Here is a 26,408-nt window from a genome sequence, read left to right as displayed (position 1 = left end):
ATCTGCCCTGCTTTTCACTCCGAACCATCGTGTGTGCACGCCACAGGGGGCTTCAGCAACGTGAGTCAGCAGCCGCACCCACCCGCCGACGGCGCCGCCGCGGACCTCCGCCAGGACTTCCTGCACGCCTTCCTACTCGACCCGGCACGCCACTCCCCCGACGCCCCCGCCGTCGTCGAATCGCCCGAGGCCGGCCGGACCACCGTCACCACCTACGCCGAACTCCGCGCCCACACCGCCGCGTTGGCGTACGCGCTGGACGCGCTGGACCTCGAACCCGGCGCCCGGGTCATCCTGGAGGCGGACACCACCGCGTCGGCCCTCGCGATGCTCCTCGCCTGCTCGCAAGCGGGGCTGACCTTCGTCCCGGTCAGCCCGCAGACCCCGCGGCAACGCCTGAACACCCTCCTCGACACCGTCCGACCCGCCCTGCACCTCCAGGAGTCGACCGGCAGCCGGACCGACGTCCCGCACCCCGTCGGAACCGCGCGCTTCGGCCGCGACGGGCTCACCGTCGAACGCGCCCCCGAGCGCCGGCCGCCGCGCCGCCACACGCCCTGCCCCACCGACCCGGCGTACATCATCTTCACCTCCGGAACCACCGGCCGGCCCAAGGGCGTGGTGATGAGCCACCGCGCGGTGGTCGCGTTCTACCGGGGCATGCTGGCGCACCGGATCGCCGGCCCCGAAGACCGGATCGCCAGCACCTCACCGCTCCAGTTCGACTTCTCCCTGCTCAACATCGGACTGGCGCTGGGCAGCGGCGCCGCCGTCGTCCCCGTCCCGCCCCAACTGGTGCGCTGGCCCCGGCACTTGCTGCGGGTCCTGCGGGAGGCCGGCGCCACCCAGGTCAACGGCGTCCCGTCGATCTGGCGGCAGGTCCTGCGCCACGAAACCAAGCGGTTGGCCGCGCTGCCCCAGCTGCGCGGCGTCCTCTTCTGCGGTGAGGAATTCCCCCTGCCCGAACTCCGGCGCCTCCAGGAGCTGTTGCCCACCGCCCGGATCGTCAACTGCTACGGCGCCACCGAGTCCATGGCCTGCTCCTTCGCGGACGTGCCCAACCCGCTCCCGGACACCACCGAACGGCTCTCCATCGGCACCGCCCACCCCGGCGCCGAAATGCTGCTGGTCGACGCGGACGGCCGGGTCATCGACGAGCCGGGCACGGTCGGCGAGATCCACCTGCGCAGCCCCGCCCTCTTCTCCGGCTACTGGGACGACCCGGAGGCCACCCGCGCCACCCTGGTCCCCGACCCGCTGTGCCCGGAGTCCGGCCAGTACGTGCTGCGCTCCGGGGACCTGGCACTGCGCGGTCCGGACGGCGCCTTCCGCTTCGCCGGACGGGCCGACTCCCAGGTCCAGATCAACGGCAACCGCATCGAACTCGGCGAGGTGGAACGGCGGTTGGCCCAACACCCCGGCGTCACGGCGGCGACCGCACTGCCGGTGCCGCTGCCCGGCGGAGGCCGGCAGCTGGCCGCCTTCGTCGTCCTCGCCGCCGACCACGCCCCCACTGACACCGGCGACCTGTGGACCTTCTGCGCCGAGACGCTGCCGCCGTACATGGTCCCCCAGGAGATCCGGCTGCTGGACCGGCTGCCCACGACCGCCCACGGCAAGGTCGACCGGGCCGCGCTGGCGGCAGAGGCCGGGCCGGCCGCCGCGGCCGACGTCGCCGGGAGCGCCCGGTGACCGGCCCCGGCGGACCCGCCCCCGCACCCGCCGGCACCACCGGGGAGGGCCGGCTGCGGGCCTTCGTCCGCGTACGGGCCGGCGGACTACCCGGCGCGTTCTGGGTGCTGTGGGGCGGCTCGCTGGTCAACCGGATGGGCGCGATGGTCAATCCGTTCCTGAGCCTCTACCTCACCGGCGCCCGGCACGTCCCGGTCGCCACCGCCGGCGTCGTCCTGGCCGTCGGCGGCGCCGGCGCGGTGATCTCGCAGCCGCTCGGCGGCTACCTCGCCGACCGGTTCGGGCGCCGGGCGGCACTCACCGGCGGGATGCTGGCCAACGGCGCGACGCTGCTCACCCTCGGCCACGCGCGCAGCCTCCCGGTGCTGGTCGCGGCCTGCTTCGTCCTCGGCATCACCCTCGACCTGTTCCGGCCGGCCGCCCAGGCGCTGGTCGCCGACGCGGTGCCGACCGCCGACCGGACCCGCGCCTACGGCCTGCTGCTGTGGGCGATCAACCTCGGCTTCTCGATCGCCATGGTCCTCGGCGGCTACCTCTCCGCGCACGGCTTCGGGCTGCTGTTCTGGCTCGACGCCGGGGCCTGCGCGGTCTTCGGACTGCTGGTGTGGCTGGCCGTCCCCGAGACCCGGCCGGCCGCCCGGGACCGGTCCGCCGGCGGCTTCCGCACCGTCCTACGGGACCGGGTGATGGTGGCGTTCGCCGGCATCATCGTGCTCTACGCCGTGGTCTTCCAACAGACCTTCGCCACCCTGCCGTTGGCCATGCGCGCCACCGGCATGTCCAGCGGCGCCTACGGCACGGTGATGGCGATCAACGGCATCGTCGTCATCGCGGCCCAGCCACTGATCGGCCACCGGCTGGACGGCCGCGACAAGAGCCGCGTACTGGCCTTCGGCTTCACCGTCGCCGCGGCCGGCAACGCGGTGGCCGCCACCGCCGGGTCGGCCACCGGCTACGGCCTGGCGGTCGCGGTCGCCACCCTCGGCGAAATCCTGGTCTTCGCCATCACCGCGGCCGTCGTCGCCGACCTCGCGCCGCCCGCGCTGCGCGGCCGCTACAACGGCCTGATCGGCATGGCCTGGGGCACCGGTTTCCTGATCGCCCCGGTCGTCGGCACCCGCCTGCTCGTCATCGGCCCCACCACCCTCTGGCTGAGCTGCACGGCGCTGAGCCTGCTGGCGGGGCTGGGACAGCTGGCCCTGGCCCCCGCGCTGCGCCGCCGGGCGTCCCGCTGAGCCCACCGCCCCGCCACCCCACCGCCCAGGAGGGAGCGTCGAGCCCGCCGAGCCCCGCAGGGCAGTGCGGGCCGACGCCCCCGCCGAGGCCCACGCGGCCGCCGACCCGGCCCTGACCGCCGTCCCCGTCGGACTTGCCCCCGCTGGTAGCCCGCACCACCAGGACTGCCACCGACGGCCCGGCGGCGTAACGTCAGCACTGTGCCGCGGCCGTGGGTAGGTGGACCATGACGACCGGCGGGACCGACCGGGCCCCGCTGGGCCGGGAACTGCTGCGGACGATGGCGGAGACCGGGGCCTCGTCGGCCATGGTCTACGAGCTGGCACCCGACGCGCCGGTACTGCGGCTGACCGCGCTGAGCGGCATCCCCCCTCCGGTGCTGGACCCCTGGCGGCGGATCGCGCTGGCGGCGCCCATCCCGGTCGCGGAGGCCGCGCGCCGGCAGCGCCTGGTGTGGGCGGCCGGCCACCAGCAGCTGGCCCGGGACTTCCCCCGGACGGCGGTAGCGCTGCCGTACGACTTCGCGCTGGGCGCGGCGCCCCTGGATGACGGGACCGGCTGCCGGGGCGCGATGGTGCTGCTGTGGCCGGCCGGCCACGCGCCGGAGCTGTCCGACGCCGAACGCACCGCCTTCGAGTCCGCCTGCCGGCGGCTGGCCGGACTGCTGCCCGCGGGCCGCAGCCCCGACGGGCCACTGGTGGTCCCGACGCCCCCGGCCCGTACCGTCGGCCTCGACGAGGCGCTGGCCGCGGTCGACTACGTGGAGCGGCTGCCGGGCGGCGGCTGCGCGCTCGACCTGGAGGGGCGCGTCACCATGCTGAGCGCCGGCGCGACCGCGCTGCTGGACACGGCCCCGGCCCGACTGCACGGCGCGCGGCCCTGGGAGGTGCTGCCCTGGCTGGCCGGGCCGGTCTTCGAGGACCGCTGCCGGGCCGCGGTGATCAGCCGGCGACCGGTGTCGTTCACCGTCTGCCGTCCGCCGGCGCAGTGGCTGACGTTCCGGCTGTTCCCGGACGGCCGGGGGGTGAGCGTGTGGATCAGCGCCACGGACGAGCAGCCGGATCCGGAGGCGCGCTGGCCGGCGGAGGTCATGCCGTTCCGCGCCGGCCAGATGTACCACGTGCTGCACCTCGCGGCCGCGCTGACCGAGGCGGTGGGCGTCAAGGACGTCACCGACCTGTTCGCCGAGCAGATCGTGCCGGCCTTCGGCGCCCAGGGCATGCTGATGTACGCCGCCGAAGCGGGCCGGCTGCGGACCGTCGGGCAGCGCGGCTACGCCCGAGAGGCCGTGGAGGCGTACGAGGGGCTCCCGCTGAGCACCGCGAACAGCCCCACCGTGCGCGCCCTGGCCACCGGCGAGCCGAGCTTCTTCGGCTCCGCCGAGGAGACCGAACGGCTCTTCCCGGGGCTGGTGAAGGTGACCGGGATGGTGGCCCGGGCGGTGCTGCCGCTGATCGTCTCCGGCCGCCCGGTCGGCTGCTGCGTCCTGGCGTACCGGCATCCGCGGACCTTCACCCCGGAGGAGCGCCAGGTCCTGACCTCACTGGCCGGGCTGATGGCCCAGGCCCTGGACCGGGCGTTCCTCTACGACACCAAGCAGCAGTTGGCGCACGACCTCCAGGCCGGGCTGCTGCCGCACCGCCTGCCGCCGGTCCCGGGGCTGTCGGTCGCCGCCCGCTACCTGCCGTCGACCCGCGGGATGGACATCGGCGGCGACTTCTACGACCTGATCCGGCTCGATGAGCACCAGGTGGCCGCGGTGATCGGTGACGTACAGGGGCACAACGCGGCGGCCGCCGCGCTCATGGGGCAGGCCCGTACCGCGGTGCACGCCCACGCCTCGGCCGGCGCGGCACCGGACGAGGTGCTGGCCCGCACCAACCGGCTGCTCACCGACCTGGACCCGGACCTGTTCACCAGCTGCCTCTACGTCCATCTCGACCTGCGCACGCACCTGGCCTGCCTGGCCAGCGCCGGCCATCCGCCGCCGGTGCTGCGCCACCCCGACGGGCGCACCGACGTGCTGCGGGTGCCGCCCGGGCTGCTGCTGGGCGTCGCGCCCGGCACCCGCTACACCTCCACCACCGTCGCCCTGCCGCCCGGGGCGGTGCTCGCGCTCTACACCGACGGGCTGGTCGAACGGCCCGGCCGGGACCTCGACGACGGGGTGGCGGCGCTGGCCGCCGATCTTGCCGGGGCGCACCCCTCGGACCCCGGCGGCCTCGCCGACGTGATCCTGACCCGCCGCGGCGCCCATACGGAGCGGATGGACGACGTGGCGCTGCTGCTGCTCGCCCCGACGGAGGGCGGCGGACCGGGCGGCGACGCATGACCGGGTGTGCCCGGCGGCGGTGCGTTGCACAGGCGGCGCACGCGGAGGAGGGGAGCGGATGAGCCGGGAGCTGAGCGGGGGGTCGCCCGGCCCGGCGGACCACGGGTATCCGGCCCACCGGGCGGCGCGCTGCGGCGGGCTGCCGGCGTTGGACGCCGCGGTGGCGGAGTGCCGGGCGTGCCCGCGGCTGGTGGCCTGGCGGGAGCGGGTGGGGGCGGAGCGCCGGGCGGCGTTCCGGGACTGGGAGTACTGGGCGCGGCCGGTGCCGGGGTTCGGCCCGCCGGACGCGGCGCTGGCGGTGGTGGGCCTGGCCCCGGCCGCGCACGGCGGCAACCGCACCGGCCGGATGTTCACCGGCGACGCGTCCGGGGACTTCCTGTTCGCGGCGCTGCACGCGGTGGGCCTGGCCTCGCAGCCGACCGCCACGCACCGGGGCGACGGGCTGGAGCTGTACGGCGTGCGGATCACCGCGCCGGTGCACTGCGCTCCGCCGCAGAACCGGCCGACTGGGGCCGAGCGGGACACCTGCCGTCCTTGGCTGGCGGCGGAGCTGGGTCTGCTGGCGCCGGGGTTGCGGGCGGTGGTGGCGCTGGGCGGGTTCGGCTGGCAGGCGCTGTGGCCGGCGCTCGGTGCGGCGGGGTGGCCGGTGCCGCGGCCCCGGCCGGTGTTCGGCCACGGCGCGGAACTGGCCCTGCCGGCGGGCCGGCGGCGCGGGGAGCTGCGGGTGCTCGGCTGCTACCACCCCAGCCAGCGGAACACCTTCACCGGCACGCTCACCCCGGACATGCTGGTCGCCCTGCTCACCCGGGCCCGGGAACTCGCCGGGCTGTGAGAGGGACCGAAAGTCCCGGGGCCAGTACCCTCAGACGGGGTAAACATCCCATATAGCGGATTAGTCTCTTTCGTCTATCCCGCATTCGTCCGGCTCGTCCGGCAGAGACGGAACGGCTCTGATGGTGGACTTCAAGGAGCACGGCCACGACGGACGGCAGGCGCCGCTCGACATCGCCGACGCCGCCCTGGTGCTGTGCGACGCCCGCGGCCGCGTGGAGAGCTGGCCGGACGGCGCCGAGCGGCTGTTCGGCCACCCGGCCGCGGACGTGGTGGGGCGGGGCGCCGCGGCGCTGCTCGCACCGGACGACGCGGCCCGGCTCTCCGAGCTCGCCGCGGAGTGCCGGGCGCACGGCGGCTGGAGCGGGACGCTCACCGCCCGGCGCAAGGACGGTGCACTGGTCGACCTCATGGTGCAGCTGGCCCGGGTGACCGACAGCGACGGCACCCCGCACTGGCTGGCGGTGGCCGCCGAGGCGTCGTCGTTCCCGGGCTGGGAGATGAGTCGGGCGGTGCTGGAGAAGCTCCTGATGCAGGCGCCGGTCGGGATGGCCGTGGTCGACACCGACCTGCGGTTCGTGTGGTCCAACCTCGCCCTGGAGCGGTTCGGGGGCGGCCCGGCGGCGGAGCGGATCGGACGGCGGCTGGCCGAGGTCCAACCGGGCTTCGACGCCGCGGCGCTGGAGGCCCAGATGCGGCGCGTCCTGGAGAGCGGCGAACCGGTCCTGGGCTACGAACACATCGGCCGCCCGCAGTCCGAACCGCGCTACGAACGCGCCCACGCCATGTCGTTCGTCCGGCTCGACAGCGGCAACGGCCGGCCCATCGGCGTGTGTTACACCGTCATCGACATCACCGAGCGGTACCGCAACCGCCAGCGGCTGACCCTGCTGGACCGGGCCGGCACCGCCATCGGCCAGTCCCTCGACGTGCTGCGCACCGCCCAGGAGCTCGCCGACGTCGCGGTGCCGGACCTCGCCGACTTCGTCACCGTGGACCTGCTCGACTCGGTGATCCGGGGCGGGGATCCGCTCACCGGGCCGCCCGGTGACGCGGACCGGGTCGCACTGCGCCGCGGCGGCCAGCAGTCCGCCCGGCCGGGCGTCCCCGAAGCGGTCGTCGCCGTCGGGGACCTGGCGTCGTACCACTCCTGGTCCCCGCCCATCCGGGCCCTGGCCGACGGCAAGTCCTGGCGGGTGGAGTGGCTGGACCCGCACGGCGCGGAATGGGCCGCGGACGTCCCCGGCGGCCGGCGCCGGCAGCTGCGGGAACAGGGCCTGCACACCGCGATGGTGGTGCCGATCCGGGCGCGCGGCACGACGATGGGCGTCACCAGCTTCTTCCGCCGCGAGCACGGTGAACCGTTCGGTCCGGACGACCAGCGGCTGGCCGAGGAGTTCGTGGCCCGGGCCGCGGTCTGCCTGGACAACGCCCGCCGCTACACCCGGGAGCGCACGGCGGCGCTCACCCTCCAACGCAGTCTGCTGCCGCAGGGCGTCCTGGAACACAGTGCGCTGACCCTGGCGACCTGCTACCGGCCCGCGGACGAGCTGGCCGGGGTGGGCGGCGACTGGTTCGACGTGATCCCGCTGTCCGGGGCGCGGCTGGCGCTGGTGGTGGGCGAGGTCCGCGGGCACGGCATCGGCGCGATCGCCACGATGGGGCGACTGCGCACCGCGGTGCAGACGCTGGCCGCCCTGGACCTACGGCCGGAGGAACTCCTCGCCCGCCTCGACGACCTGGTCAGCCGGGTGTCCGAGGAGGGCGGCCAGGGCACGGACGCCGTCGCGGTGGGCACCAGTTGCCTCTATGCGGTCTACGATCCGCTCGGCCGCTGCTTCACCATGGCCAGCGCCGGGCACCCGCCGCCGGTCATCGTCGGGCCCGACGGCACCGCCGCGTTCGCCGAACTGCCGGTCGGCCCCCAACTCGGCGTCAGTGGGCTGCCGTTCGAGGCCGTCGAGGTGACTGTCAAGGAGGACAGCGTGCTCGCGCTGTACACCGACGGGCTGCTGGCCGGCGCGGCACCCGGGGCCGGCGAACCGGCCCAGGACCGGCTGCTGCACGCCCTCGCCACCCCCGACGACTCCCTCGACGCCCTGGGCGAGTCGGTCATCGGCGCGCTGGCGCCGCGCCGGCAGCACGACGACGTCACGCTGCTGCTGGCCAGGACCCGCGGGTTGGCCCCGGACCAGTTCGCCTCGTGGGAACTGACCGCCGATCCGGCCGTGGTGGGCCGGGCCCGGGAGATGGCCGCCCGGCAGCTGACCGAATGGGAGCTGCCCACGCTGACGTTCACCACCGAGCTGGTGGTCAGCGAACTGGTCACCAATGCGATCCGGTACGGGTCGGGGCCGATCCGGCTGCGGCTGATCCTGGAGCACACCCTGATCTGCGAGGTGTGCGACGGCTCCAGCACCTCCCCGTACCTACGGCATCCGCGGACGACCGACGAGGGCGGCCGCGGGCTGTTCCTCATCTCCCAGTTCACCCACCGGTGGGGCACCCGCTACACCACCGACGGCAAGGTGATCTGGGCGGAACAACTGCTGGCCTGACCCGCCCGGCCCGGCTCACCCGGTCAGCGTGGCACCGGCCGCCTGTGCCGCCGCCCGTTGCCGGGCCGCCGCCGCGCGTTCCGGTGCGCCCAGCCGCTCCTCCAGGCGGGCCTTGGCCGACCAGTTGTAGGGGCAGACCGGACGGAGCCGGCTGCGTTCGCTGAGCAGGGTGCGGGCCAGGTCGTGCCGGCCGGCCCCGAGCGCGGCCTCCACCAAGGTGCGCTGGACGGCGTCGCGCTGGGCGTGGCTGCCGCCGAATTCGTGCAGGCGGTACCGGACGGGCAGGAGCAGGTCGGTGGCGCCGGCGTAGTCCTTCCGGCCGTAGGCGATCAGGGCCCGGCAGACCGGCAGGCCGACGTCGGCGGTCATGGCGCGGTTGGCGGGCACGGGGCCGGCCGGGGTCTTCGCCAGCCAGCGCTCGCGGTCCCTAACGAGCAGTTCGGCCCGGTCCAGGCGGCCCGCGCCGACGTACGCCATCACCGCGTGGGCGTCGTTGAAGGCGTAGTGCGGGCCGTCGCCGCGGTGCTCCCAGGCGTCGGCGAGGGCCGCCCAACGGGCGCTCTGGTCGTCGCCCGCGAGGTGCAGGCGCCACAACAGGGCGGCGGCGTTGACGAGTTCCAGGGCTCCGCCGTCCGCGGCCACGTCGTGCAGTGCGGAGTCGTAGATGTCCAGGACCCGGCCGGTGTCCCCACGCTCCAGGGAGAAGAGGGCGTAGTGCCACCAGTTGTGGCCGGTGAGCAGGGTGTTGCCGGCCCAGGCGTCGGTCCGGGCGTCCAGGAAGCGGATGCCGTCGGTGAACCGGCCGCGCATCTCGTAGGTGTGCACCACGCCGTGGATGCCCCAGACGTCGTGCGGCTGCCGCTCCAGGGCCGCCAGTCCGGTCTGTTCGGCGTGTTCGTAGTGGCCGTTCTCCTCCAGGCCGAAGGCGTACATGCCCAGCAGCGGTCCGTAGTGCGGATCGTCCTCGTCCCAGGCGTCGAGCGCACCGCCGATCCGGTCGCGCAGCCGCGGGGCGTCGCCGGTCAGGAAGTCGACGTGGTGGCCGGCGAAGAGGGCCAGCTCGTCGCGGGGATGGGCGATGCCGATCTCGTCGAGGATCCGGCCCGCGGTGCCGAAGTCACCGTTCAACCCGGCTTCGGCCGCGGCGATGTGCCGCCGCTCGCGCGGGGTGAGCCGGTCCGGGTCGAGCTCCGAGCGGAAGGCGGTGAAGGTGGCGCGAGCGGCCTCGACGGCCCGTTCCTCGGTGGCCAGCACGCCCAGATGGACGGCGAGGGCGTGGCCCATCGGCGAGCGGGGCGCGGCGGCCAGCACCGTCCGTACCCGCTCCTCGACGGCGGGGCGGAAGAACAACAGGTCGTCCAGGGCCCGTTCGTAGTGGTCGAGGGCCTCGGTTCCGGTATCGGTGAGGACGTGCCCGTGCCGGTCGGCTGTCATGGTGACTCCTACAGGTAAGTGGGGGTGCCGCCGGATCCCGTCGGATCCGTGGATCGGTCGGTCCGGATCCACGGGCAGATAGGTACCCCTCTCGCCCGGCTCCGCCCCGTCTCCTCAGGAAAGGTCCACCTATGCTCCCTCTGGACGGCATCACCGTGGTCGCGCTCGAACAGGCGGTCGCGGCGCCCTTCGCCACCCGCCAACTCGCCGACCTCGGCGCCCGGGTCATCAAGGTGGAACGCCCCGGGACGGGCGACTTCGCCCGCGGCTACGACGAGACGGTGCGCGGGATGTCCAGCCACTTCGTCTGGCTCAACCGCAACAAGGAGTCGATCGCCCTCGACCTGAAGAGCCCCGGGGACGCCGCGGTGCTGCGACAACTGCTCGCCCGGGCCGACGTCTTCGTGCAGAACCTCGCACCGGGGGCCGCCGAGCGGCTGGGCCTGACCGCCGCGGCCCTGCTGGCGGCCCATCCGCGGCTGGTGGTGTGCGGCATCTCCGGCTACGGCACCGGTGGACCGTACGCGCACGCGAAGGCGTACGACCTGCTGGTGCAGTGCGAGGCCGGGGCGATGTCCCTGACCGGCACGGAGCAGGAACCGGCCAAGATCGGGATCCCGGTGGCCGACATCGCCGCCGGAATGTACGCCTACAGCGGGATCCTGACGGCCCTCTACGAGCGCGAGCGCACCGGTCGGGGCGGCGCCTTCGAGGTGTCGATGCTGGAGGCGCTGGGCGAATGGATGGGCTACCCGGCCTACTTCACCCGCTACGGCGGCGCCACCCCGCCCCGCTCCGGTGCCGAGCACGCCGCGATCGCCCCGTACGGCCCGTACCGTGCGGCGGACGGGACACGGGTCTTCCTCGGCGTGCAGAACGAGCGGGAGTGGGCGGTGTTCTGCGCGCGGGTGCTGGAACTCCCGGAGCTGGCGGCCGATCCGCGGTTCGACCGGAACTCCGCCCGGGTCACCCACCGGGCGGCGCTGCGGGAGCGGATCGAGGAGCGTTTCGCCCACCTGACGGCGGAGGAGATCGAGCGGCGGCTGTCCGACGCCCGGATCGCCCACGGACGGCTGCGGGACGTCGCGGAGTTCACCGGGCACCCGCAGCTCGCCGCCCGGGACCGCTGGCGCACCGTGGACTCCCCGGTCGGCCCCCTGGAAGCCCTGCTGCCGCCGGTCACCGTCGCCGGCCGGGAGCCTCGGATGGACCGGATCCCGGCGCTGGACGAGGACCGGGAGCGCATTCTGGCGGAACTCGACGGTACGGAACGGGAAACGCCCGGCAACCGGTGACGCCCCTCTGGCCAGCCGCCTTCCGCCGTACGACCATGTCGGCCTACCCTCCGCCCGAAAGGAACCCGTCCATGGGCAGACCTCTCGCCGCCCGCGGCCGCTCCGTCCCCGCGCCGCTCGCCGCCCTGCTGGTGCTCGTCCTGGCACTGCTCGCGGTGCCCACACCGCCCGCGCACGCCGCCGGCACCCCGAGTGACCCGGCCTCCTCCGTCGACGCGTACTGGACCGCGGGGCGCATGAAGGCCGCCGAACCCGTGGTGGTCAAGAGGCAGGAGCCGTCGCCGCCACGTCCGTCCGCCGCGCCGGTACCGCCCAGCCACCCCTTCCAGGGGCTGCCCCAGGTGGGCACGTTCTTCTGGACCGACGGCAGCAACACCGGCCGGTTCTGCGGCGGAACGGTGGTCCGCAGCCCGCACCGCAACCTCGTGGTCACCGCCGGGCACTGCCTGCGCTCCCCCGACCCGAAGAAGTACCTGTCGTTCGTGCCGCAGTACCACGACGGCCTCAAACCGCACGGCATCTACCCCGTCGAGCGGATCTACCTCGACCAGCGCTACTACGACCTGGGCACGGACGGCGGCGCCCGCTGGGACTACGCGGTGGTCCGGGTCGGCCCGCGCGAGGACGGCGCCCGGGTGCAGCAGGTGACCGGTGGCTTCGACCTCCTCCCCTACCCCGGGTACAACCACCCCGACGTCCGGCTCATCGGCTACCCCGGCAACAGCGACACCCACTACCCCGAGCCGCTGGACTGCTCCTCGTCCACGCACCGCTACACCAGCACCGACCCGGCCGCCCCGGGCGACTTCCTGGAGATCCCCTGCGCCGACTACATCGGCGGCACCTCCGGAGGGCCGTTCCTGGTACGGGACTTCGACGGCTACGCCCTGATCGGCGTGATCGGCGGCTACCACACCGGCGGGGACACCCCGGACATCTCCTACAGCTCGTACTTCACCCTCGACACGGCGCTGCTGTACCTGCACGCGGTACGGGGTGACACCCCGGCGGCGCCGCGCACCGCGACCTGACCCGCCGGGGGCTCGCACCGGCCGCGGGATTTCCGCGGGGTGGCCGGAATTCCCCTGTGCTCGTGGCCGGTTGGGCGCCACCATCATCGTTCGACCGTGGAGAAATTCGTTCGTTTGTTCTTCACCCGGTGGACGCGGCCGAGTCCACCGGGCGCTTCTAGGGTTACCGCGCTCCCTCCCCCCATACGCTCGTCACTCCTGTCCGGAGGACAGTCATGACCGCAGTCAAGGCGCGCAAGCGCACCCGGCGTTCCCTCACCGCGCTGGCCGGCGCGACCGCCCTCGCCGCCGCCTCGCTCGGGCTGTGGGCCGCCACCGGCGCCACCGCCACGGCGCAGACCGCCGGGCTCCCCGCCCCCGACCACGTGGTCGTGGTGATGCTGGAGAACCACGCCTACGGGCAGGTGGTCGGCAGTTCCAGCGCGCCCTACCTGAACTCCCTCAAGGCCGGCGGCGCCGACCTCACCCAGTCGTTCGCCCTCACCCACCCCAGCGAGCCGAACTACTACATGCTCTTCTCCGGCTCCAACCAGGGCCGCACCGACGACAGTTGCGTCCCGGTCGGTTCGATGTCCGCGCCCAACCTCGCCTCCGAGCTGATCGCCGCCGGCAAGACCTGGGCGAGCTACAACGAGGGACTGCCGAGCCAGGGCTCGACGACGTGCAGCAGCGGGGACTACGCACAGAAGCACAACCCGTGGTTCGGCTTCTCCAACGTGCCGACGGACACCGCTCAGACGATGGACCAGTTCCCGTCCGACTACAGCACCCTGCCGAAGGTCTCCTTCGTCATCCCGGACCTCTGCAACGACATGCACGACTGCTCGGTGGGCACCGGTGACACCTGGATCAAGAACAACCTGAGCGGCTACGCGGAGTGGGCCAAGGCCCACAACAGCATGCTGGTCGTCACCTTCGACGAGGACAACCGGCTGGCCGGCAACCGCATCCCGACGCTGTTCTACGGCGCGCACGTGACGCCCGGCAGCTCCAGCGGCACCACGTACAACCACTACAACGTCCTGCGCACCCTGGAGGACCTGGCCGGTCTGAGCAGCCACGCCGGCAATGCCGCCGCGGCGTCCGACGTCACCGGCATCTGGAACTAACGGCCCGTGTACCTCGCGGACTCCCGCAACAACACGACCGGCACCACCGGTTCCACCGCCGCCCCGGGCAGCACCCGCCCGGGGCGGCGGCCCGCGGTGCCCGGCACGGTGCTCGCGCTCGGCGCGGTCAGCCTGATCACCGACGTCTCCGCGGAGATGATCACCGCGGTGCTCCCGCTGTACGTCGTCACCGCCCTCGGACTGTCGCCGCTGGGCTTCGGCCTGTTGGACGGCATCAACAACGGGGTGGGGGCGCTGGTCCGGCTCGCCGGCGGCCACCTCGCGGACGGCGGCGGCCGCCGGCACAAGGTGGTCGCCGGCATCGGCTACGGCCTGTCCGCGGTGTGCAAACCGCTGCTGCTGATCGCCCAAGGACTGCCGGCGATCAGCGCGGTGCTGGCCGTGGACCGCGCAGGCAAGGGACTGCGTACCGCACCCCGGGACGCGATGATCTCGCTGGCCACCCGGCCCGAGCACCGCGGCCGGGCGTTCGGGGTGCACCGCGCGATGGACACCGCCGGCGCGCTGTTCGGACCGCTGGCGGCGTTCGCGGTACTGCGGATCGCGGTCGACGGCTACGACGCGGTGTTCACGGTGAGCACGTGCGTGGCGGCGCTGGGCGTACTGGTACTGGTGCTGTTCGTCCCGGCCCGGCCCGCGGTCGCCGCCCCGGCACCCGGCTCCGCGCCCGCTCCCGCCCGCCCCACCCTGCGTGACTCGCTGGCCCTGCTCCGCCGCCCCGGACTGCGCCGGCTGACGCTGTGCGCCACCCTGCTCGGGCTCACCACCGTCAGCGACGCCTTCCTCTACCTCCTCCTCCAGCGCGAACTGGGCGTGCCCGCCGACCTGTTCCCGCTGCTGCCGCTGGGCACCGCCGCGGCCTTCCTGCTGCTCGCCGTGCCGCTGGGCGCGCTCGCCGACCGGGCCGGGCGGCGCCGGCTCTTCCTGGCCGGGCACGCCGCACTGCTCCTCGCGTACGGGCTGGTGCTCTCCCCGCTGCGCGGCCCGGGCACCGTGCTCGCGGTGCTCGTCCTGCACGGTGCGTTCTACGCGGCCACCGACGGAGTGCTGGCCGCCGCCACCGCGGGCGCGGTCCCGGCGGAGCACCTGGGCGCCGGACAGGCCCTGGTGGGAACCGGCCAGGCACTGGCCCGGTTCGTCTGCTCGCTGGCGTTCGGCGCGGCCTGGAGCCTGTGGGACGGACGGGCCGCGCTGGCGGTGGCCGCCGGCGCACTCGCGGTCGCCGCGCTGATCGCCGCGCGGCTGCTGCGGACCACCGACGCACCGGCCCCGGACCGCAGCCCCGACGATGACCGCCCTACCCCCCAGGGAGCACCCCGATGAACCGGAAGACCCGCCTGGCCGTGCTGCTGTTCGCGGTGGTGTTGCTGGGGGCGGTCGGCACCGCCGCGGTGCTGCGGGCCGCCGACCGGTCCGCCGTCCGCGACCGGCAGCAGGCCGGCGGCCCGGCCGTCCACACCGGTGCCGTCTCGCTCAACCGGGCCGGGGAACGGCAGTTGCTGGTGCGCAACCTCGCCTGGGGCCCGCACCGCGACGAGATCGCCGCGGTGCCGGCCGGGCAGCCGCAGGGCCCGCGCACCGCCTCCGGAGTGAAGTGCCTGCGCTTCCACGCCGCCGCCGGCACCGGCATCTGCCTCCAGGCCGAACGCGGCGCCCTACAGGACACCTACCGGGCGGTGGTCCTCGACTCCCACCTCCGGGTGCGGCACCGCTTCCCGGCGCCCGGCATCCCGACCCGGGCCCGGGTCTCCCCCTCCGGCCACACGGTCGCCTGGACCGTCTTCGTCAGCGGCGACTCGTACGCGGGCACCGCCTTCTCCACCCGCACCGCGCTCGCCGACACCCGCACCTGGGCGCTGGACGACAACCTGGAGGAGTACGCCGTCATCAAGGACGGCCGGCCCCACCACGCCTCCGACATCAACATCTGGGGCGTCACCTTCGCCGACGACACCCACTTCTACGCGACCCTCGCCACCGGCGGCCGGACCTACCTCGTCCGTGGCGACCGCACCGCCCGCACCTTGACCACCCTGCACGGCAACGTCGAGTGCCCCTCGCTCTCCCCCGACGGCACCCGGATCGCGTACAAGAAACGCGTCCCCGGTGCCTCCCCCGACGCCCCCTGGCGGCTCTACGTCCTGACCCTCGCCACCATGCAGGAGACCGCCACCGCCGAGCACCGCAACATCGACGACCAGGCACTCTGGTCCGACCACGGCACCCTGGTCTACGCCCTGCCCGGCGACTACGGCTCGGACCTGTGGACGGTCCCGGCCAACGGCTCGGGCACCGCCCGCCGGAGCATGACGTCGGCGGTCGCACCCGCTTACGTCGGGTGAGCCGGCGGCCGGTCCAATCGTTCCCCCATCTGACCGGTCGCCAGGTCCCGGGCGAGCGAAACCTGGGACAGCAGGACCGCACCCCACAGGATCAGGCCGACGCCCAGCGCCTCGGGCACCAGCCACCACCCGATGCGGACCTGTTCGTCGAAGAGCGTCACCCCCAGCGACAGGCTGATCAACGCGTCCCCCAGGGTGAGCACCGGCTGGGAGGCGGTCAACGGACCGGACTGCATGGCGTTCTGCATCATGAACAGCGCCAGCACACCGGTGAGCGCGAAACCATAGGTCTGCCAGGACACGAAGAACTCGGCCGGACCGCCGCGCTCCCACGCGTGCGTGGCGTCCTTGAGCAGAGCGGCGGTGAGCGCGTAGCCCACCGCGGTCGCGGCGCCGAAGCAGGCCGCGCGCACGCTGCCGGCACCGCGGCGCAGTCCCGCCCCGACCGTCACCGCGATCACCGACGCGCAGACCACCAGGGCGGGCACCCAGCGGCTCAGCGGGGCGTGGTCCCGGCCGACGGTGGGTGCGGCCGCCGCCAGTGCGCTGCCCAACCCCACGACCAGGAGGCCCACACCGGCCCAGCCGCGCCCGGAGATCCGCACCGGCACCGGCCCGCCGAGCAGCACCCGGCCGATGAGCAGGGCCAACGGGAGCTCCAACACGAAGATCGGCTGCACCACCGACAGTGCGCCCAGCGACAGCGCCAACGCCTGGAAGCAGGCGGCCGGCAGCACCATCAGCATCCCGCCGAGCCACGCCGCCCGGTGCAACAGATCGGCGAAGAGGCCGAGCCGGAGCCGGCCGGAGACCGGCACGGTGCGCGCCGCGCGGCGCTGGAGCACCGTGGACAGCGCGTTGCACGCCGCCGCGAGCACCGCGAAGACGACGGGCACCCACACCGTCACGCGCCCACCTCTCCCTCGACCGACCCCGCCCCGACGCTAACCGCAGCCCGGCCGGGCCGCCCGGCACAGTCGTGCAGGAGGGTCCGTGGCTGTCGTTCGTCCGCGTGACACCCCGGCGCGTCGCTTGGCCACCCGGCGCCCCTCCCGCACCGTGAGACCGTGCGTCGCATCTCACCCCTCCTCGCCACCGCGCTGACCGCCGCCTCCGTCGCCGCGGCCGGCTGCACCTCCGCACCGCCCTCCGACCCGGGCCCCGGCGGCTCGGCCCGGCGCACGGTCGCACCGGGGCGGCCCTCGCCGGTGCTGATGCCATGGCCAGTGTCGGCGGAGGGGCAGGCGGGGCCGGAGCCGCACCCGGTGCTCCAATGGGAGCACGTGGCGATCGGCTGACGCCCGGCCGGCCCCGGGCCCCAGGCCCCAGGCCCACCGGCCCGGGCCCGACGAAAGGACCGCCATGTCGCCGCACGCCCCTCCCGCCGACCCGGCACCGCCGTGCGGTTGCGCGGGACTTGCCCGTACGTTGCCGGGTGCGGCTCCGTTTCGCCTGCGGCGCGGGTCCGCTGCGCGGGGCTGTTGGGTGCGGTGCCGGGTCTGCGGGGCAGGGGTAGGCCGAACTGCTGCGCTTTACGTCCGGCCTACCCCTGCCCCGCAGACCCGTCCCCTCCCGTGTGTGGGTGGAGGAACGGTGAGTGGGAGTACGCCTAGCTGGGCTGCTGCGGGTTCTTTGTTGAGTGGTGACCGGTACTGGACCACTCACCTTCGGCCGCACCCACCTGTCTTTCCCACCCACAACGGGAGGGGACGGGCCGGAGGGGGTGGTGTGCAGGACGTAAAGCGCAGCAGTCCTGCACACCACCCCCGCAGGCCCGGCACCGCACCCAACAGCCCCGCGCAGCGGACCCGCCCGCCGCAGGCGCAACGGCGAGGAAGCCAACAACGTACGAAGGCGCCCCGCGCAGCGGACCGGCCCCGCGCAGCGGACCCGCGCAGCGAAGGTCAACCCCGCGCAGCGACGTGGTTGACCGCAGCCCAACTGAAGGTCATCGCGGGGCCGATCGTCGCGCCCGGGCCCGGATACGTTTCGCCCATCGGGGCGGCCGAGACGTTGCCGGAGGCGTAGAGGCCGTCGATGGGGCTGCCGTCCTCCCGCAGTACGCGGGCGTCCGCGTCGGTGACCAGGCCGCCCTTGGTGCCGATGTCGCCGGGGTGGACGGGGATGGCGTAGTAGGGCGGTTGGGTGAGCGGGGCGAGGTTGGGGTTGGGCAGGGTGGGGTCGCCGTAGTAGCGGTCGTAGACGCTGTCGCCGCGGTGGAAGTCGTCGTCGCGGCCGGTCCGGGCGAAGGCGTTGAAGCGGTCGAGGGTGGCGGTGAGGCGGTCGGCGGGGGTGCTGGTCGCGCGTGCCAGGTCGGCGACCGAGTCGGCCTTCTTGACGAAGCCGTCGGCGAGCCACTTCCGGGGGAAGGGCTGGCCGGGGAAGAGGCCCGTGAAGAGGTATCGGGACTTGGCGCGGGCGTCGAGGATCAGCCAGGACGGGACGGTGGACGCCTCGGCGGTGTGCCGGGCGTACATCGCGTCGACGAACTCGTGGTACGGGGCGGCCTCGTTGGCGTAGCGCTCGCCGGCCTGGTTGACGATGATCATGCCGGGGATGCCGCGGTCGGCGACGAGGAAGAAGGGGCGTTCGCCGGGCGGGCAGACCGAGGGGGCGCCCCAGACCTTGTCCAGGAGGTCGGTGGCGGCGCCGGCCTCGATGCCGAGTTGGAGGGCGTCGCCGGTCTGGCCCTCGGAGGCGGAGGACCAGGCGGTGGAGGTGGGCGCGGGGAGGTGTTTCTCGCGGAGTCGTTGGTTGTGGGAGAAGCCGCCGGAGGCCAGGATGACGCCGCCGGTGGCGCGGATGGTGACCTCGCGGCCGTTGCGCTGGGCGCGGACGCCGGTGATCCGGCCGTTCTCCTCGATGAGGCCGGTGAGCGGGGTGGACAGCCACAGGTCGCCGCCGAGGGTGGCGAGGGAGTGCCGCATTCGGGCGATCAGGGCCTCGCCGAGGGAGAGCGGTTTGGCGCCGGTGGCGAGGGCCTTGGCGGCGCGCAGCCCGACCTTGAGGGAGGCGCGGCGGCCGGCCCAGGTGCGGGCGACCATGTTGAGGTAGCGGAAGTCGTAGCTGGTGATGGTGAGCCCGTAGGTGGGCAGGCCGGCGCGGCGCATGGTGCGGCGCTGTTCGGCGGTGAGGGTGGTGAAGTCGAAGATGGCGGGTTCGACGGACCGGCCCTGCGGGTAGCCGCCGAGCCGCTCGGGGAAGTAGTCGGAGTAGCCGGGGGTGTAGACGAACCGGACGGCGGTGCGGTCGTGGAACTCCCGGACCATACGGGGCCCGTTGGTGAGGTAGGCGTCCTTGAGGGCGTCCGGGACGCGGTCGCCGACGGTGGCGTCCAGGTAGGCGCGGGCCTTCTCGCGGGTGTCGCCGAGGCCGGCGGCGTCCAGGTGGAAGTTGGTGGGTACCCAGATCGCGCCGCCGGACAGGGCGGTGGAGCCGCCGTAGTGGTCGGTCTTCTCGATGATCAGGGCGCGCAGGCCGCGCAGCCGGGCGGTGAGTGCGGCGGCGAAGCCGGCCGCGCCGGACCCGGCGATCACGACGTCGTAGGTGTGGTCCCAACTGTCTTTCATCGCAGCTCCGTTGGTGCGGTGGGTGGTCAGCGGACGGTGACGGCGGCGTGGCTGAGGACCACCGCGTCGTCGCGGTCCGGGGCGGTGGCGCGGAGCAGGTAGCCGTCGCCTTCGGGGTGGTGCCACAGGTGCAGCCGCAGGGTCTCGCCGGGGAGGAAGACGCCGGCGAAGCGGGTGCGGCAGCCGGTGACCTTGGTCGGGTCGGACCGCAGCAGCCGGTCGGTGACGGCCTTGACGGCCATGCCGAAGGTGCACAGGCCGTGCAGGATCGGGCGGTCGTAGCCGGCGGCGCGGGCGGTGGCGGGGTCGGCGTGCAGCGGGTTCCAGTCGCCGGTCAGGCGGTAGAGGAGGGCCTGCTGACGCAGCGTCGGCAGGTCGAAGAGGTGGTCGGGGGCCCGGTCGGGGACGGGGGTGGGGTCACTCGGGCCGCGGTCGCCGCCGAAGCCACCGGCGCCGTGCACGAAGATGTGGTTGCGCTGGGTGAGCAGCGGCCGTTCGTCCTCGTCGAGGAGGGTGGACTCCTGGACGAGGACGGCGGCCCGGCCCTTGTCGTACACGGCGGGGACGTGGGTGACGGCGGTGGCCCGGGCGGCGGCGGGCAGCGGGCGGTGCACGGTGATCTCCTGGCCGCCGTGCAGTGCCTGCGCCAGGTCGAGGTGGACGCCGGGCAGGTCGAAGACCTGGAAGCCGATGCCGCCGGTGCCGCCGGCCACGGTGCCGAAGGTGGGGAGCACCGTCAGGCCGCGGGCGTGCCGCTCGTAGACGTAGGCCAGTTCGTGGTCGTCGGTCTCGGGGACGCCCGCGCCGAGCGCGAGGTGGTAGAGCCGCACATCGCGGTCGTCCCAGGTGACCTCGGTGCGCACGGGTGGTGCGGAGGTGACCTCGGCGACGTCGATGGGCGGTGGACCGAGCTTGCTGAAGAGGGAGCTGGCCATGTCTTAGAAGGCTCCCGTCGCGTAGCCGCCGCGGAAGTACAGCAGCGGTGCGCCGTCCTCGCGCGCGTTCAGGTCCAGGACCCGGCCGGTGACGAGGAGGTGGTCGCCGGCCTCGTGGACGGCGTCCAGCTCGCAGTCCACGGTGGCCAGCGCGCCGTCCAGGTGGACGGTGCCGTGCGGGCCGGGGCGCCAGGCCAGTTGGGCGAACTTGTCGGTGCCGGACGCGGCGAGGGAGGCGCACGCCTCCCGGTGTTCCTCGGCGAGGACGCTGACGGCGAAGCGGCCGGCGGCCTCGATCCGCGGCCAGCTGGTGGAGTGCTTGCCGACGCAGAGCAGGATCAGTGGCGGGTCGAGGGAGAGCGAGGCGAAGGACTGGCAGGCGAGTCCGGCGGGGGCACCGTCGGGGCCGAGGGTGGCGACCATGGTGATGCCACTGGCGAACCGGCCGAGGACGTCCCGGAACGCCGTGGGGTCGATCAGCCGTTCCACTGGTGGCCCCAGAAGCTGTCGGCGGTGATCTCCTTGGTGACCCAGGTGGCGGGGTCGACGAGGAGGCCGTCCCAGCCGTATTCGACCTGGAAGCCGCCGGGGGCCTGGGCGTAGAAGGAGACCATGTGGTCGTTGGAGTGCCGGCCCAGGGAGGAGGCGATGGGGATGTTGGCCTTGTTCATCCGGTCCAGGCAGAAGCCGACGTCGTCGAGGGTCTCCAGTTCGACCATGAAGTGGACGATGCCGGGCGGCAGGGCGCCGGGGTAGAGGCCGAGGCTGTGGTGGCGGGCGTTGGGGCTGAGGAAGTTCATCCAGTAGTGGTCGCGGCCGGGTTCGCCGGTCGGGACGGCGATCGGGGGGAGTTTCATCCGGTCGCGCAGTTGGAAGCCGAGCAGGTCCTCGTAGAAGGCGACGGCGGCGTCCATGTCGGAGGCCGGCAGGACGACGTGGCCGAGGCCGAGGTGGTCGCCGGTGACGAAGCGGTTGCCGTAGGGGGTGCCGAGCGGGGTGTGGTCCTGGGCCTGGCCCCAGTAGATCTCCAGGGGGTTGCCGGCCGGGTCGGTGCAGTGGATGAGGCCCTGCACGCGGCGGTCGGCGAGGGTGGCCTCGTCGGCGTGCTTCACGGCGACGCCGGCGGCCTCCAGTTCGGCGGCCGCCTCGGTGAGCGCCGCGGCTCCGGCGACCTCGAAGCCGGCGGCCAGCAGCCGGTCCTGTGCGCCGGCCTCGAAGGAGAAGCGGCGGATCCGGTCGTCGATGCGGACGTGCAGCACCTCGTCGGTGCTGTCCGCGCCCTCGGCCATGCCGAGGATGTCGAGGGTGTAGGTGCGCCACTCGGCGAGCCGGGCGGTCTCGATGCGCAGATAGCCCAGAGAGCGAATGTCCATGGCCGTGCCTTTCGGTGCCGGGTGGCGTCAGGGGCGGAAGAAGTCGAGGGCGAGGCGGTTGAATTCGTCGAACTTCTCGGTCTGCGCCCAGTGGCCGCAGTGCGGGAAGACGTGCAGCCGGGCGTCGGGGATGGTCTTGAGGGCGACCAGAGCGCCGTCGAGCGGGTTGACGCGGTCCTCGCGGCCCCAGGTGAGCAGGGTGGGGTGGGTGATGCGGTGGGCCTCGCGCCAGAGCATGGTGTCGGCGGGCCACTTGGCGAACGAGGCGGCCATCCGGTCGTTGCCGAGCTTGGCCTCGGGGTCGGTGGCGCGGGTGTAGCGCTCCTCGACGAACGCGTCGGTGATCAGGGCGGGGTCGTACGCGAGGGTGGTGAGGAAGTCGCGCATCATGGCGCGGGTGGGTTCGGCGGTGCCGTTGAAGGCGAAGAGCTTCTTGATGCCTTCGGTGGGGTCGGGGGCGAAGAGGTTGACGGAGATGCCGCCGGGGCCCATGAGAAGGAGCTTGTCGACCTTGTCCGGGTGATCCAGCGCCATCCGGGTGGCGGTGCCGCCGCCCAGCGAGTTGCCGATGAAGTGGGCTTTCTCCAGGCCGAGTTGGCCCATGAGGGCGGCGACGGCGTCGGCCGCGAAGGAGAAGAAGTCCTTGGTCGGCTCGGGCTTGTCGGAGGCGCCGTAGCAGGGCTGGTCGACCAGCAGGGTGCGGAAGTGCTCGGCGAAGACCGGCAGGTTGCGGCCGAAGTTGGACCAGCCGGAGGCGCCGGGGCCGCCGCCGTGCAACATGATCACGGCGGGCGCGGCGGGGTCGCCGGCCTCGTTGTAGTGGAGGGTGAGCTCCCCGGCCTTGGCGGTCTTCGAGGTGCTCGCGTAGGTGAGGTTCGCGTGGGTGGTCACAGCATCGTGTCCTGGATGTCGAGGCCGAGGGCGGCCTGGCCGTAGAGGACGAGGGCGCGTTCCGGGTCGTTGGCGGCGTGGCCGCGGCCGGTGTGCGCATCGCGCCAGGCGCGCTGGACGGCGTTGGGGCCGGTGCGCATGGCCTTGCCGCCGGCGTTCTCCATCAGCAGGTCCACGGCGGCCACCGCACGTTCGGTGGCGAGCACCTGATCGCGGCGGGCGCGGGTGCGCAGGGCCATCGGCAGGTCTTCGCCGCGCACCGCGAGGTCGTACAACTCGCTGATGTTGCGGCTGAGTTGGAGCCAGGCGGCGTCGATGTCGCTGGCCGCGCGGGCGATCCGGACCTGGGCGAAGGGGTCCTCGACGACCTTTTGGCCATAGGAGACCCGGAAGCGTTCCCGGGTGGCGGCGACGTAGCCCTCGTAGGCGCCCTGGGCGATGCCGACGAGGGGGGTGGAGATGGTGGTGGTGAAGACCGCGGCGTAGGGCAGCCGGTAGAGCGGTTCGGGGTTGACGGCGTGGCCGGGGCAGTCGAGGGCGCTGACCGGGCCGAAGCCGAGCGCGCGGTGCTCGGGGACGAAGACGTCGTCGACGACGATGTCGTTGCTGCCGGTGCCGCGCAGGCCGACGGTGTCCCAGACGTCGATGATGCGGTAGTCGGTGCGCGGCACGAGGAAGGTGTAGACCTCGACGGGCTTGCCGTCGGCGTCGGTGACCAGTCCGCCGAGCAGTGCCCAGTCGGTGTGGTCGCAGCCGGACGAGAAGTGCCAGCGGCCGGAGATCTTGAAGCCGCCGCGGACCGGGGTGACCTGGCTGGTGGGGGCGTAGGAGGAGCTGATGCGGGTGTGCCGGTTCTCGCCCCAGACCTCGTCCTGGGCCCGCCGGTCGAAGAGCGCCACGTGCCAGGGGTGGACACCGACGACGGAGGCGACCCAGCCGGTGGAGCCGCAGGCCCGGGCGATCTCCTTGACAGCGCGGTAGAACACCAACGGGTCGGCGGCGAGTCCGCCGTACGCCCGGGGTTGGAGGAGCTGGAAGAAGCCGGTCTCGGCGAGGTCTTTGATGGAGGTGTCGGGCACCCGGCGCAGTTCCTCCGCCTCGGCGGCGCGTTCACGCAGGGTGGGAGCGAGTTCGCGGACCGCTGCGAGGACGTCTTCGTCGCGCATGCGCATCCCCTCTCGATTCGATCTGAGGTAGGGCCCTGCCGCGCCGTCCCGCGGCAGGGGTGGCAGGAACCTACGCTTTACTATTCCGAAACGAAATACCCTCTTCCCACTCAGCGGGAGGGCTGGCAACGTTCGCGACAATCCGCGAGAACCCGGTAGGCGGCCTCCGTTTCGGCCTGGACCTGGGGTTTCGCCGTTGTTGTGGGAGGTGTGCCGATGCCGGAGCAGACTGCCGGGGGCGACTGCGGGCCGCTGTCGCTGCTGGAGAAGGCGGCGCGGGTGATGAACGCGTTCAGCAGTACCGAGGCCCGGCTCACCCTCACCGAGGTGGTGCAGCGCTCGGGGGTGCCGCGCTCGTCGGCGCACCGGATCCTGGACCAGTTGCTGGGGCTGCGCTGGCTGGAGCGGGAGGGCCGCGGCTACCGGCTGGGCATGGGGATGCTGGAGCTGGGCGCGCTGGCCTCCCACCACCACCGGCTGCGCCGGGCGGCCCTGCCCCATCTGCACGAACTCCACGAGGCGACCGGACACCTGGTGCACCTGGCGGTGTTGGACGACGCCGAGGTGGTCCACGTGGAGCGGATCGGCGGGGCGGCGGACACCGTGGTGCCCTCGCGGGTGGGCGGCCGACAGCCGGCGTACTGCACGGCCTCCGGCAAGGCGATCCTGGCGTTCAGCGACGACGCGGTGGTGGAGCAGGTGGTGCGGCGCGGGCTGCGGCCCCGTACGCCGCGGACCCTCTGCCGGCCGGAGGCGCTGCGCACCGAACTGGCGACGGCGCGGGCCCGTGGCGTCGCCTACGACCACGAGGAGGCGTACCGGGGGGTGTCGTGCGTGGCCGTGCCGCTGCGCGGTTCGGGCCGGGCGATCGCCGCGATCTCGCTCTCCGGCAACGGCGCGCACCGGGATCTGGACCGGCTCGCGCCGGCCGTGGCGGACTGCGCGCGGACGGTGTGGCGGTCGCTGTTCGGGCCGGGGCGGCGCACCGTCCGGCCGCACCGGGCCGCGGAGGTGCCGCCCCCGGGGCCGGTGCTGTCGCCGGCGGCGATGGCGAACACCCTGGCCTGGCTGCGGGACAGCGAATGGGTGTGAGGGTGGGTGACGTGACGGGAGGCGCGGCGGGGGTGGCGCACGGACGTGCGGCGGGGGCGGCGGGAAGGTTTCCCACCGCCCCCACCGCCCCCGCCGCCCCGCCGGTCAGCCGGTCAGCCGGTCAGCCGGTCAGCCGGTCAGCCGGTCAGCTGTAGCTGATCGCCACCTCGCCGCCGGTCGCGACCGCCTGGCAGGCCAGGACGTAGCCCTCGGCCAGGTCCTCCGCGTCCAGCACCTCGTTGTGGGTCATGGTCACCTCGCCGCTGACGACCCGGCAGGTGCAGGCCGCGCAGGCACCCTCGCGACAGGAGTACGGCGCGTCGACCCCGGCGGCCAGCAGGGCGTCCAGCAGCGGGGTGCCGACCGGCCAGCGAACCTGGTGGGTCGCACCGTCGAGCTCGACATGGGCGGTGGCGTCGCCCAGGTCGGGCCGGTCCGGGTCGCCCGGCCGGTCCGCGCCGGCTGCCGCGACCGGCTCGAACGCCGCGACCGCCGCGACCGACTCCGGCGGCTCGAACGCCGCGGCGCCGCTGAGCGAGAAGAACCGCTCCCGGTGCAGCCGTTCGCGGGGTGCGCCCAGGGAACGCAGGGCCTGTTCGGCGGCGTCCATGAGCGGCTGCGGACCGCACAGGTACGCCTCGCGGCCGACATGCGGGGCGAGGGCGGCGGCCAGCCGCCCCGGGTCGGGCAGCCCCTGGAGGCTCTCCAGCCAGTGCAGGACCACCAGCCGGTCCGGGTAGTCCTCGGCCAGTTCGCGCAGTTCGCCGCGGAAGATGACGGTGGACTCGGTGCGGTTGGCGTAGAGCAGGACGTGCCGGGCGGTGCCTTGGGTGAGCGCCGACTTCAGGACCGACATCACGGGTGTGATGCCGCTGCCGCCGGCGATGAGCAGCAGGTCGGTGTCGAGGGCGGCGGGGGTGAAGGTGCCGGCCGGCGGCAGCACCTCCAGTTCCGTGCCGGGCCGGGCGTGGTCGCACAGCCAGTTGGAGCCGTGGCCGCCCGGGACCCGTTTGACGGTGACCTTCATCGGTTCGCCGGTGTGCGGGGAACTGGCGAGGGAGTAACAGCGGGCCGCCGCCCCACCGTCCCGCCCCGGCAGCTTGAACGTGAGGAACTGCCCTGGAAGATAAGGGAGTTGAGGGTTCGGTTCGAAGACCAGCGAGCGGGCGTCGGCGGTCTCCTCGACCACCTCGGCGATCCGCAGCAGGTGGGTGCGCGGTTCAGGCATCGGCCACCGCCGGTTCCGCGGCCGCGCCCGGCACCGGGTTGCCGTCCTTGTCGGCCACCGGCAGGCTGCCGTCGGCGACCGCGCGGGCGATGCCGGCGCGCAGCGCGTCGCAGGAGCGGACCTGGGCGCTCGGCTCGCCGGCCGCCACCCGCGCGCCGATCCGCGGGCAGCTCGCGGCGGCGTCGCCGGTCCACTGCACCTGGGTGTGGGCGGGGCTGAACTTCTCGCACAGGACCTGGTTCCCGCAGGTCCCGCAGATCACGGGCCGCACCG

22 protein-coding genes are annotated in these 26,408 nt (G+C 73.9%); 12 read left to right on the top strand and 10 right to left on the bottom strand.

What is annotated here, in order from left to right:
- Nucleotides 1-60 precede the first annotated feature (60 nt).
- The 5 genes from ACO0M4_RS13780 to ACO0M4_RS13760 all read left to right on the top strand — a co-directional run bounded on the left by ACO0M4_RS13780 (nt 61) and on the right by ACO0M4_RS13760 (nt 8,649).
- Nucleotides 61-1,692, top strand: a complete 1,632-nt coding sequence (locus ACO0M4_RS13780; RefSeq protein WP_430370301.1) for an amino acid adenylation domain-containing protein — start codon at nt 61-63, stop codon at nt 1,690-1,692.
- A complete protein-coding gene (locus tag ACO0M4_RS13775; RefSeq protein ID WP_430370300.1) occupies nt 1,689-2,927 on the top strand; it encodes an MDR family MFS transporter in 1,239 nt (412 codons plus the stop codon). The genes ACO0M4_RS13780 and ACO0M4_RS13775 overlap by 4 nt, the downstream gene beginning before the upstream one ends.
- A 227-nt stretch (nt 2,928-3,154) precedes the next feature.
- On the top strand, nt 3,155-5,260 hold the full coding sequence (locus tag ACO0M4_RS13770) for a SpoIIE family protein phosphatase (RefSeq protein ID WP_430370298.1): 2,106 nt from the start codon (nt 3,155-3,157) through the stop codon (nt 5,258-5,260).
- Nucleotides 5,261-5,318: 58 nt separating this feature from the next.
- Nucleotides 5,319-6,092: a uracil-DNA glycosylase gene (locus ACO0M4_RS13765; protein ID WP_430370297.1), complete on the top strand. Its 774-nt coding sequence runs from the start codon at nt 5,319-5,321 to the stop codon at nt 6,090-6,092.
- Between the two features lie 121 nt (nt 6,093-6,213).
- Nucleotides 6,214-8,649 (top strand): SpoIIE family protein phosphatase, encoded by a 2,436-nt coding sequence (locus tag ACO0M4_RS13760; protein WP_430370295.1) that lies wholly within the window; start codon nt 6,214-6,216, stop codon nt 8,647-8,649.
- A 15-nt stretch (nt 8,650-8,664) separates the two neighbouring features.
- Here ACO0M4_RS13760 and ACO0M4_RS13755 read toward each other — a convergent pair whose 3' ends face one another.
- Complete coding sequence (locus ACO0M4_RS13755) at nt 8,665-10,083, bottom strand: tetratricopeptide repeat protein (protein WP_430370294.1); 1,419 nt, start codon at nt 10,081-10,083, stop codon at nt 8,665-8,667.
- A gap of 131 nt (nt 10,084-10,214) precedes the next feature.
- Here ACO0M4_RS13755 and ACO0M4_RS13750 point away from each other — a divergent pair, with 131 nt between their 5' ends.
- The 5 genes from ACO0M4_RS13750 (at nt 10,215) to ACO0M4_RS13730 (ending at nt 15,881) form a co-directional block, all read left to right on the top strand.
- Nucleotides 10,215-11,378: a CaiB/BaiF CoA transferase family protein gene (locus ACO0M4_RS13750; protein ID WP_430370293.1), complete on the top strand. Its 1,164-nt coding sequence runs from the start codon at nt 10,215-10,217 to the stop codon at nt 11,376-11,378.
- 71 nt (nt 11,379-11,449) lie between these two features.
- Nucleotides 11,450-12,409: a trypsin-like serine peptidase gene (locus ACO0M4_RS13745; RefSeq protein WP_430370291.1), complete on the top strand. Its 960-nt coding sequence runs from the start codon at nt 11,450-11,452 to the stop codon at nt 12,407-12,409.
- Nucleotides 12,410-12,624: 215 nt separating this feature from the next.
- Nucleotides 12,625-13,518, top strand: a complete 894-nt coding sequence (locus ACO0M4_RS13740) for an alkaline phosphatase family protein (protein WP_430370290.1) — start codon at nt 12,625-12,627, stop codon at nt 13,516-13,518.
- A 6-nt stretch (nt 13,519-13,524) separates the two neighbouring features.
- The gene (locus ACO0M4_RS13735) at nt 13,525-14,862 is read left to right on the top strand and encodes an MFS transporter (RefSeq protein ID WP_430370288.1); all 1,338 of its coding nucleotides are present in this window, start codon (nt 13,525-13,527) and stop codon (nt 14,860-14,862) included.
- The gene (locus ACO0M4_RS13730) at nt 14,859-15,881 is read left to right on the top strand and encodes a TolB-like translocation protein (protein ID WP_430370287.1); all 1,023 of its coding nucleotides are present in this window, start codon (nt 14,859-14,861) and stop codon (nt 15,879-15,881) included. The genes ACO0M4_RS13735 and ACO0M4_RS13730 overlap by 4 nt, the downstream gene beginning before the upstream one ends.
- Here the strand turns inward: ACO0M4_RS13730 and ACO0M4_RS13725 are convergent.
- On the bottom strand, nt 15,869-16,789 hold the full coding sequence (locus tag ACO0M4_RS13725; protein WP_430370285.1) for a DMT family transporter: 921 nt from the start codon (nt 16,787-16,789) through the stop codon (nt 15,869-15,871). The genes ACO0M4_RS13730 and ACO0M4_RS13725 overlap by 13 nt on opposite strands.
- Before the next feature lie 159 nt (nt 16,790-16,948).
- On the opposite strand from ACO0M4_RS13725, the gene ACO0M4_RS13720 reads away from it, so the two are divergent.
- The gene (locus ACO0M4_RS13720) at nt 16,949-17,179 is read left to right on the top strand and encodes a hypothetical protein (RefSeq protein ID WP_430370284.1); all 231 of its coding nucleotides are present in this window, start codon (nt 16,949-16,951) and stop codon (nt 17,177-17,179) included.
- Nucleotides 17,180-17,785: 606 nt separating this feature from the next.
- Here the strand turns inward: ACO0M4_RS13720 and ACO0M4_RS13715 are convergent.
- Genes ACO0M4_RS13715 through hsaA form a run of 6 tightly spaced genes read right to left on the bottom strand, consistent with a single transcriptional unit; the run spans nt 17,786 to nt 23,815 of the window.
- Entirely contained in the window at nt 17,786-19,450 is a 1,665-nt protein-coding gene (locus tag ACO0M4_RS13715) for an FAD-dependent oxidoreductase (RefSeq protein ID WP_430370283.1), read from the bottom strand.
- A gap of 26 nt (nt 19,451-19,476) precedes the next feature.
- Nucleotides 19,477-20,385 (bottom strand): MaoC/PaaZ C-terminal domain-containing protein, encoded by a 909-nt coding sequence (locus ACO0M4_RS13710; RefSeq protein ID WP_430370281.1) that lies wholly within the window; start codon nt 20,383-20,385, stop codon nt 19,477-19,479.
- A 3-nt stretch (nt 20,386-20,388) separates the two neighbouring features.
- Nucleotides 20,389-20,874 carry a flavin reductase family protein gene (locus ACO0M4_RS13705; RefSeq protein ID WP_430370279.1) on the bottom strand — a complete coding sequence of 162 codons (486 nt, stop codon included), beginning with the start codon at nt 20,872-20,874 and terminating at the stop codon, nt 20,389-20,391.
- Nucleotides 20,862-21,758: a VOC family protein gene (locus ACO0M4_RS13700; protein ID WP_430370277.1), complete on the bottom strand. Its 897-nt coding sequence runs from the start codon at nt 21,756-21,758 to the stop codon at nt 20,862-20,864. The genes ACO0M4_RS13705 and ACO0M4_RS13700 overlap by 13 nt, the downstream gene beginning before the upstream one ends.
- Nucleotides 21,759-21,785: 27 nt before the next feature.
- Nucleotides 21,786-22,649 carry a 4,5:9,10-diseco-3-hydroxy-5,9,17-trioxoandrosta-1(10),2-diene-4-oate hydrolase gene (gene hsaD, locus ACO0M4_RS13695; RefSeq protein ID WP_430370275.1) on the bottom strand — a complete coding sequence of 288 codons (864 nt, stop codon included), beginning with the start codon at nt 22,647-22,649 and terminating at the stop codon, nt 21,786-21,788.
- Entirely contained in the window at nt 22,646-23,815 is a 1,170-nt protein-coding gene (hsaA, locus tag ACO0M4_RS13690; protein WP_430370273.1) for a 3-hydroxy-9,10-secoandrosta-1,3,5(10)-triene-9,17-dione monooxygenase oxygenase subunit, read from the bottom strand. The genes hsaD and hsaA overlap by 4 nt, the downstream gene beginning before the upstream one ends.
- A 216-nt stretch (nt 23,816-24,031) precedes the next feature.
- Between hsaA and ACO0M4_RS13685 the strand changes: the two genes are divergently transcribed.
- Nucleotides 24,032-24,907: an IclR family transcriptional regulator gene (locus tag ACO0M4_RS13685; RefSeq protein WP_430370272.1), complete on the top strand. Its 876-nt coding sequence runs from the start codon at nt 24,032-24,034 to the stop codon at nt 24,905-24,907.
- A 145-nt stretch (nt 24,908-25,052) separates the two neighbouring features.
- Here ACO0M4_RS13685 and ACO0M4_RS13680 read toward each other — a convergent pair whose 3' ends face one another.
- Together ACO0M4_RS13680 and ACO0M4_RS13675 are read right to left on the bottom strand one after the other, a co-directional pair.
- Nucleotides 25,053-26,135, bottom strand: a complete 1,083-nt coding sequence (locus ACO0M4_RS13680) for a 2Fe-2S iron-sulfur cluster-binding protein (protein WP_430370271.1) — start codon at nt 26,133-26,135, stop codon at nt 25,053-25,055.
- On the bottom strand, nt 26,128-26,397 hold the full coding sequence (locus ACO0M4_RS13675; RefSeq protein WP_430370270.1) for a hypothetical protein: 270 nt from the start codon (nt 26,395-26,397) through the stop codon (nt 26,128-26,130). The genes ACO0M4_RS13680 and ACO0M4_RS13675 overlap by 8 nt, the downstream gene beginning before the upstream one ends.
- Nucleotides 26,398-26,408: the final 11 nt, after the last annotated feature.

This window comes from Streptomyces sp. RGM 3693, assembly GCF_050471125.1.
In the GTDB taxonomy this organism is placed as follows: domain Bacteria; phylum Actinomycetota; class Actinomycetes; order Streptomycetales; family Streptomycetaceae; genus Streptomyces.
Note: the sequence above shows the minus strand (reverse complement) of the source record. Positions and strands in the feature narration are given on the sequence as shown.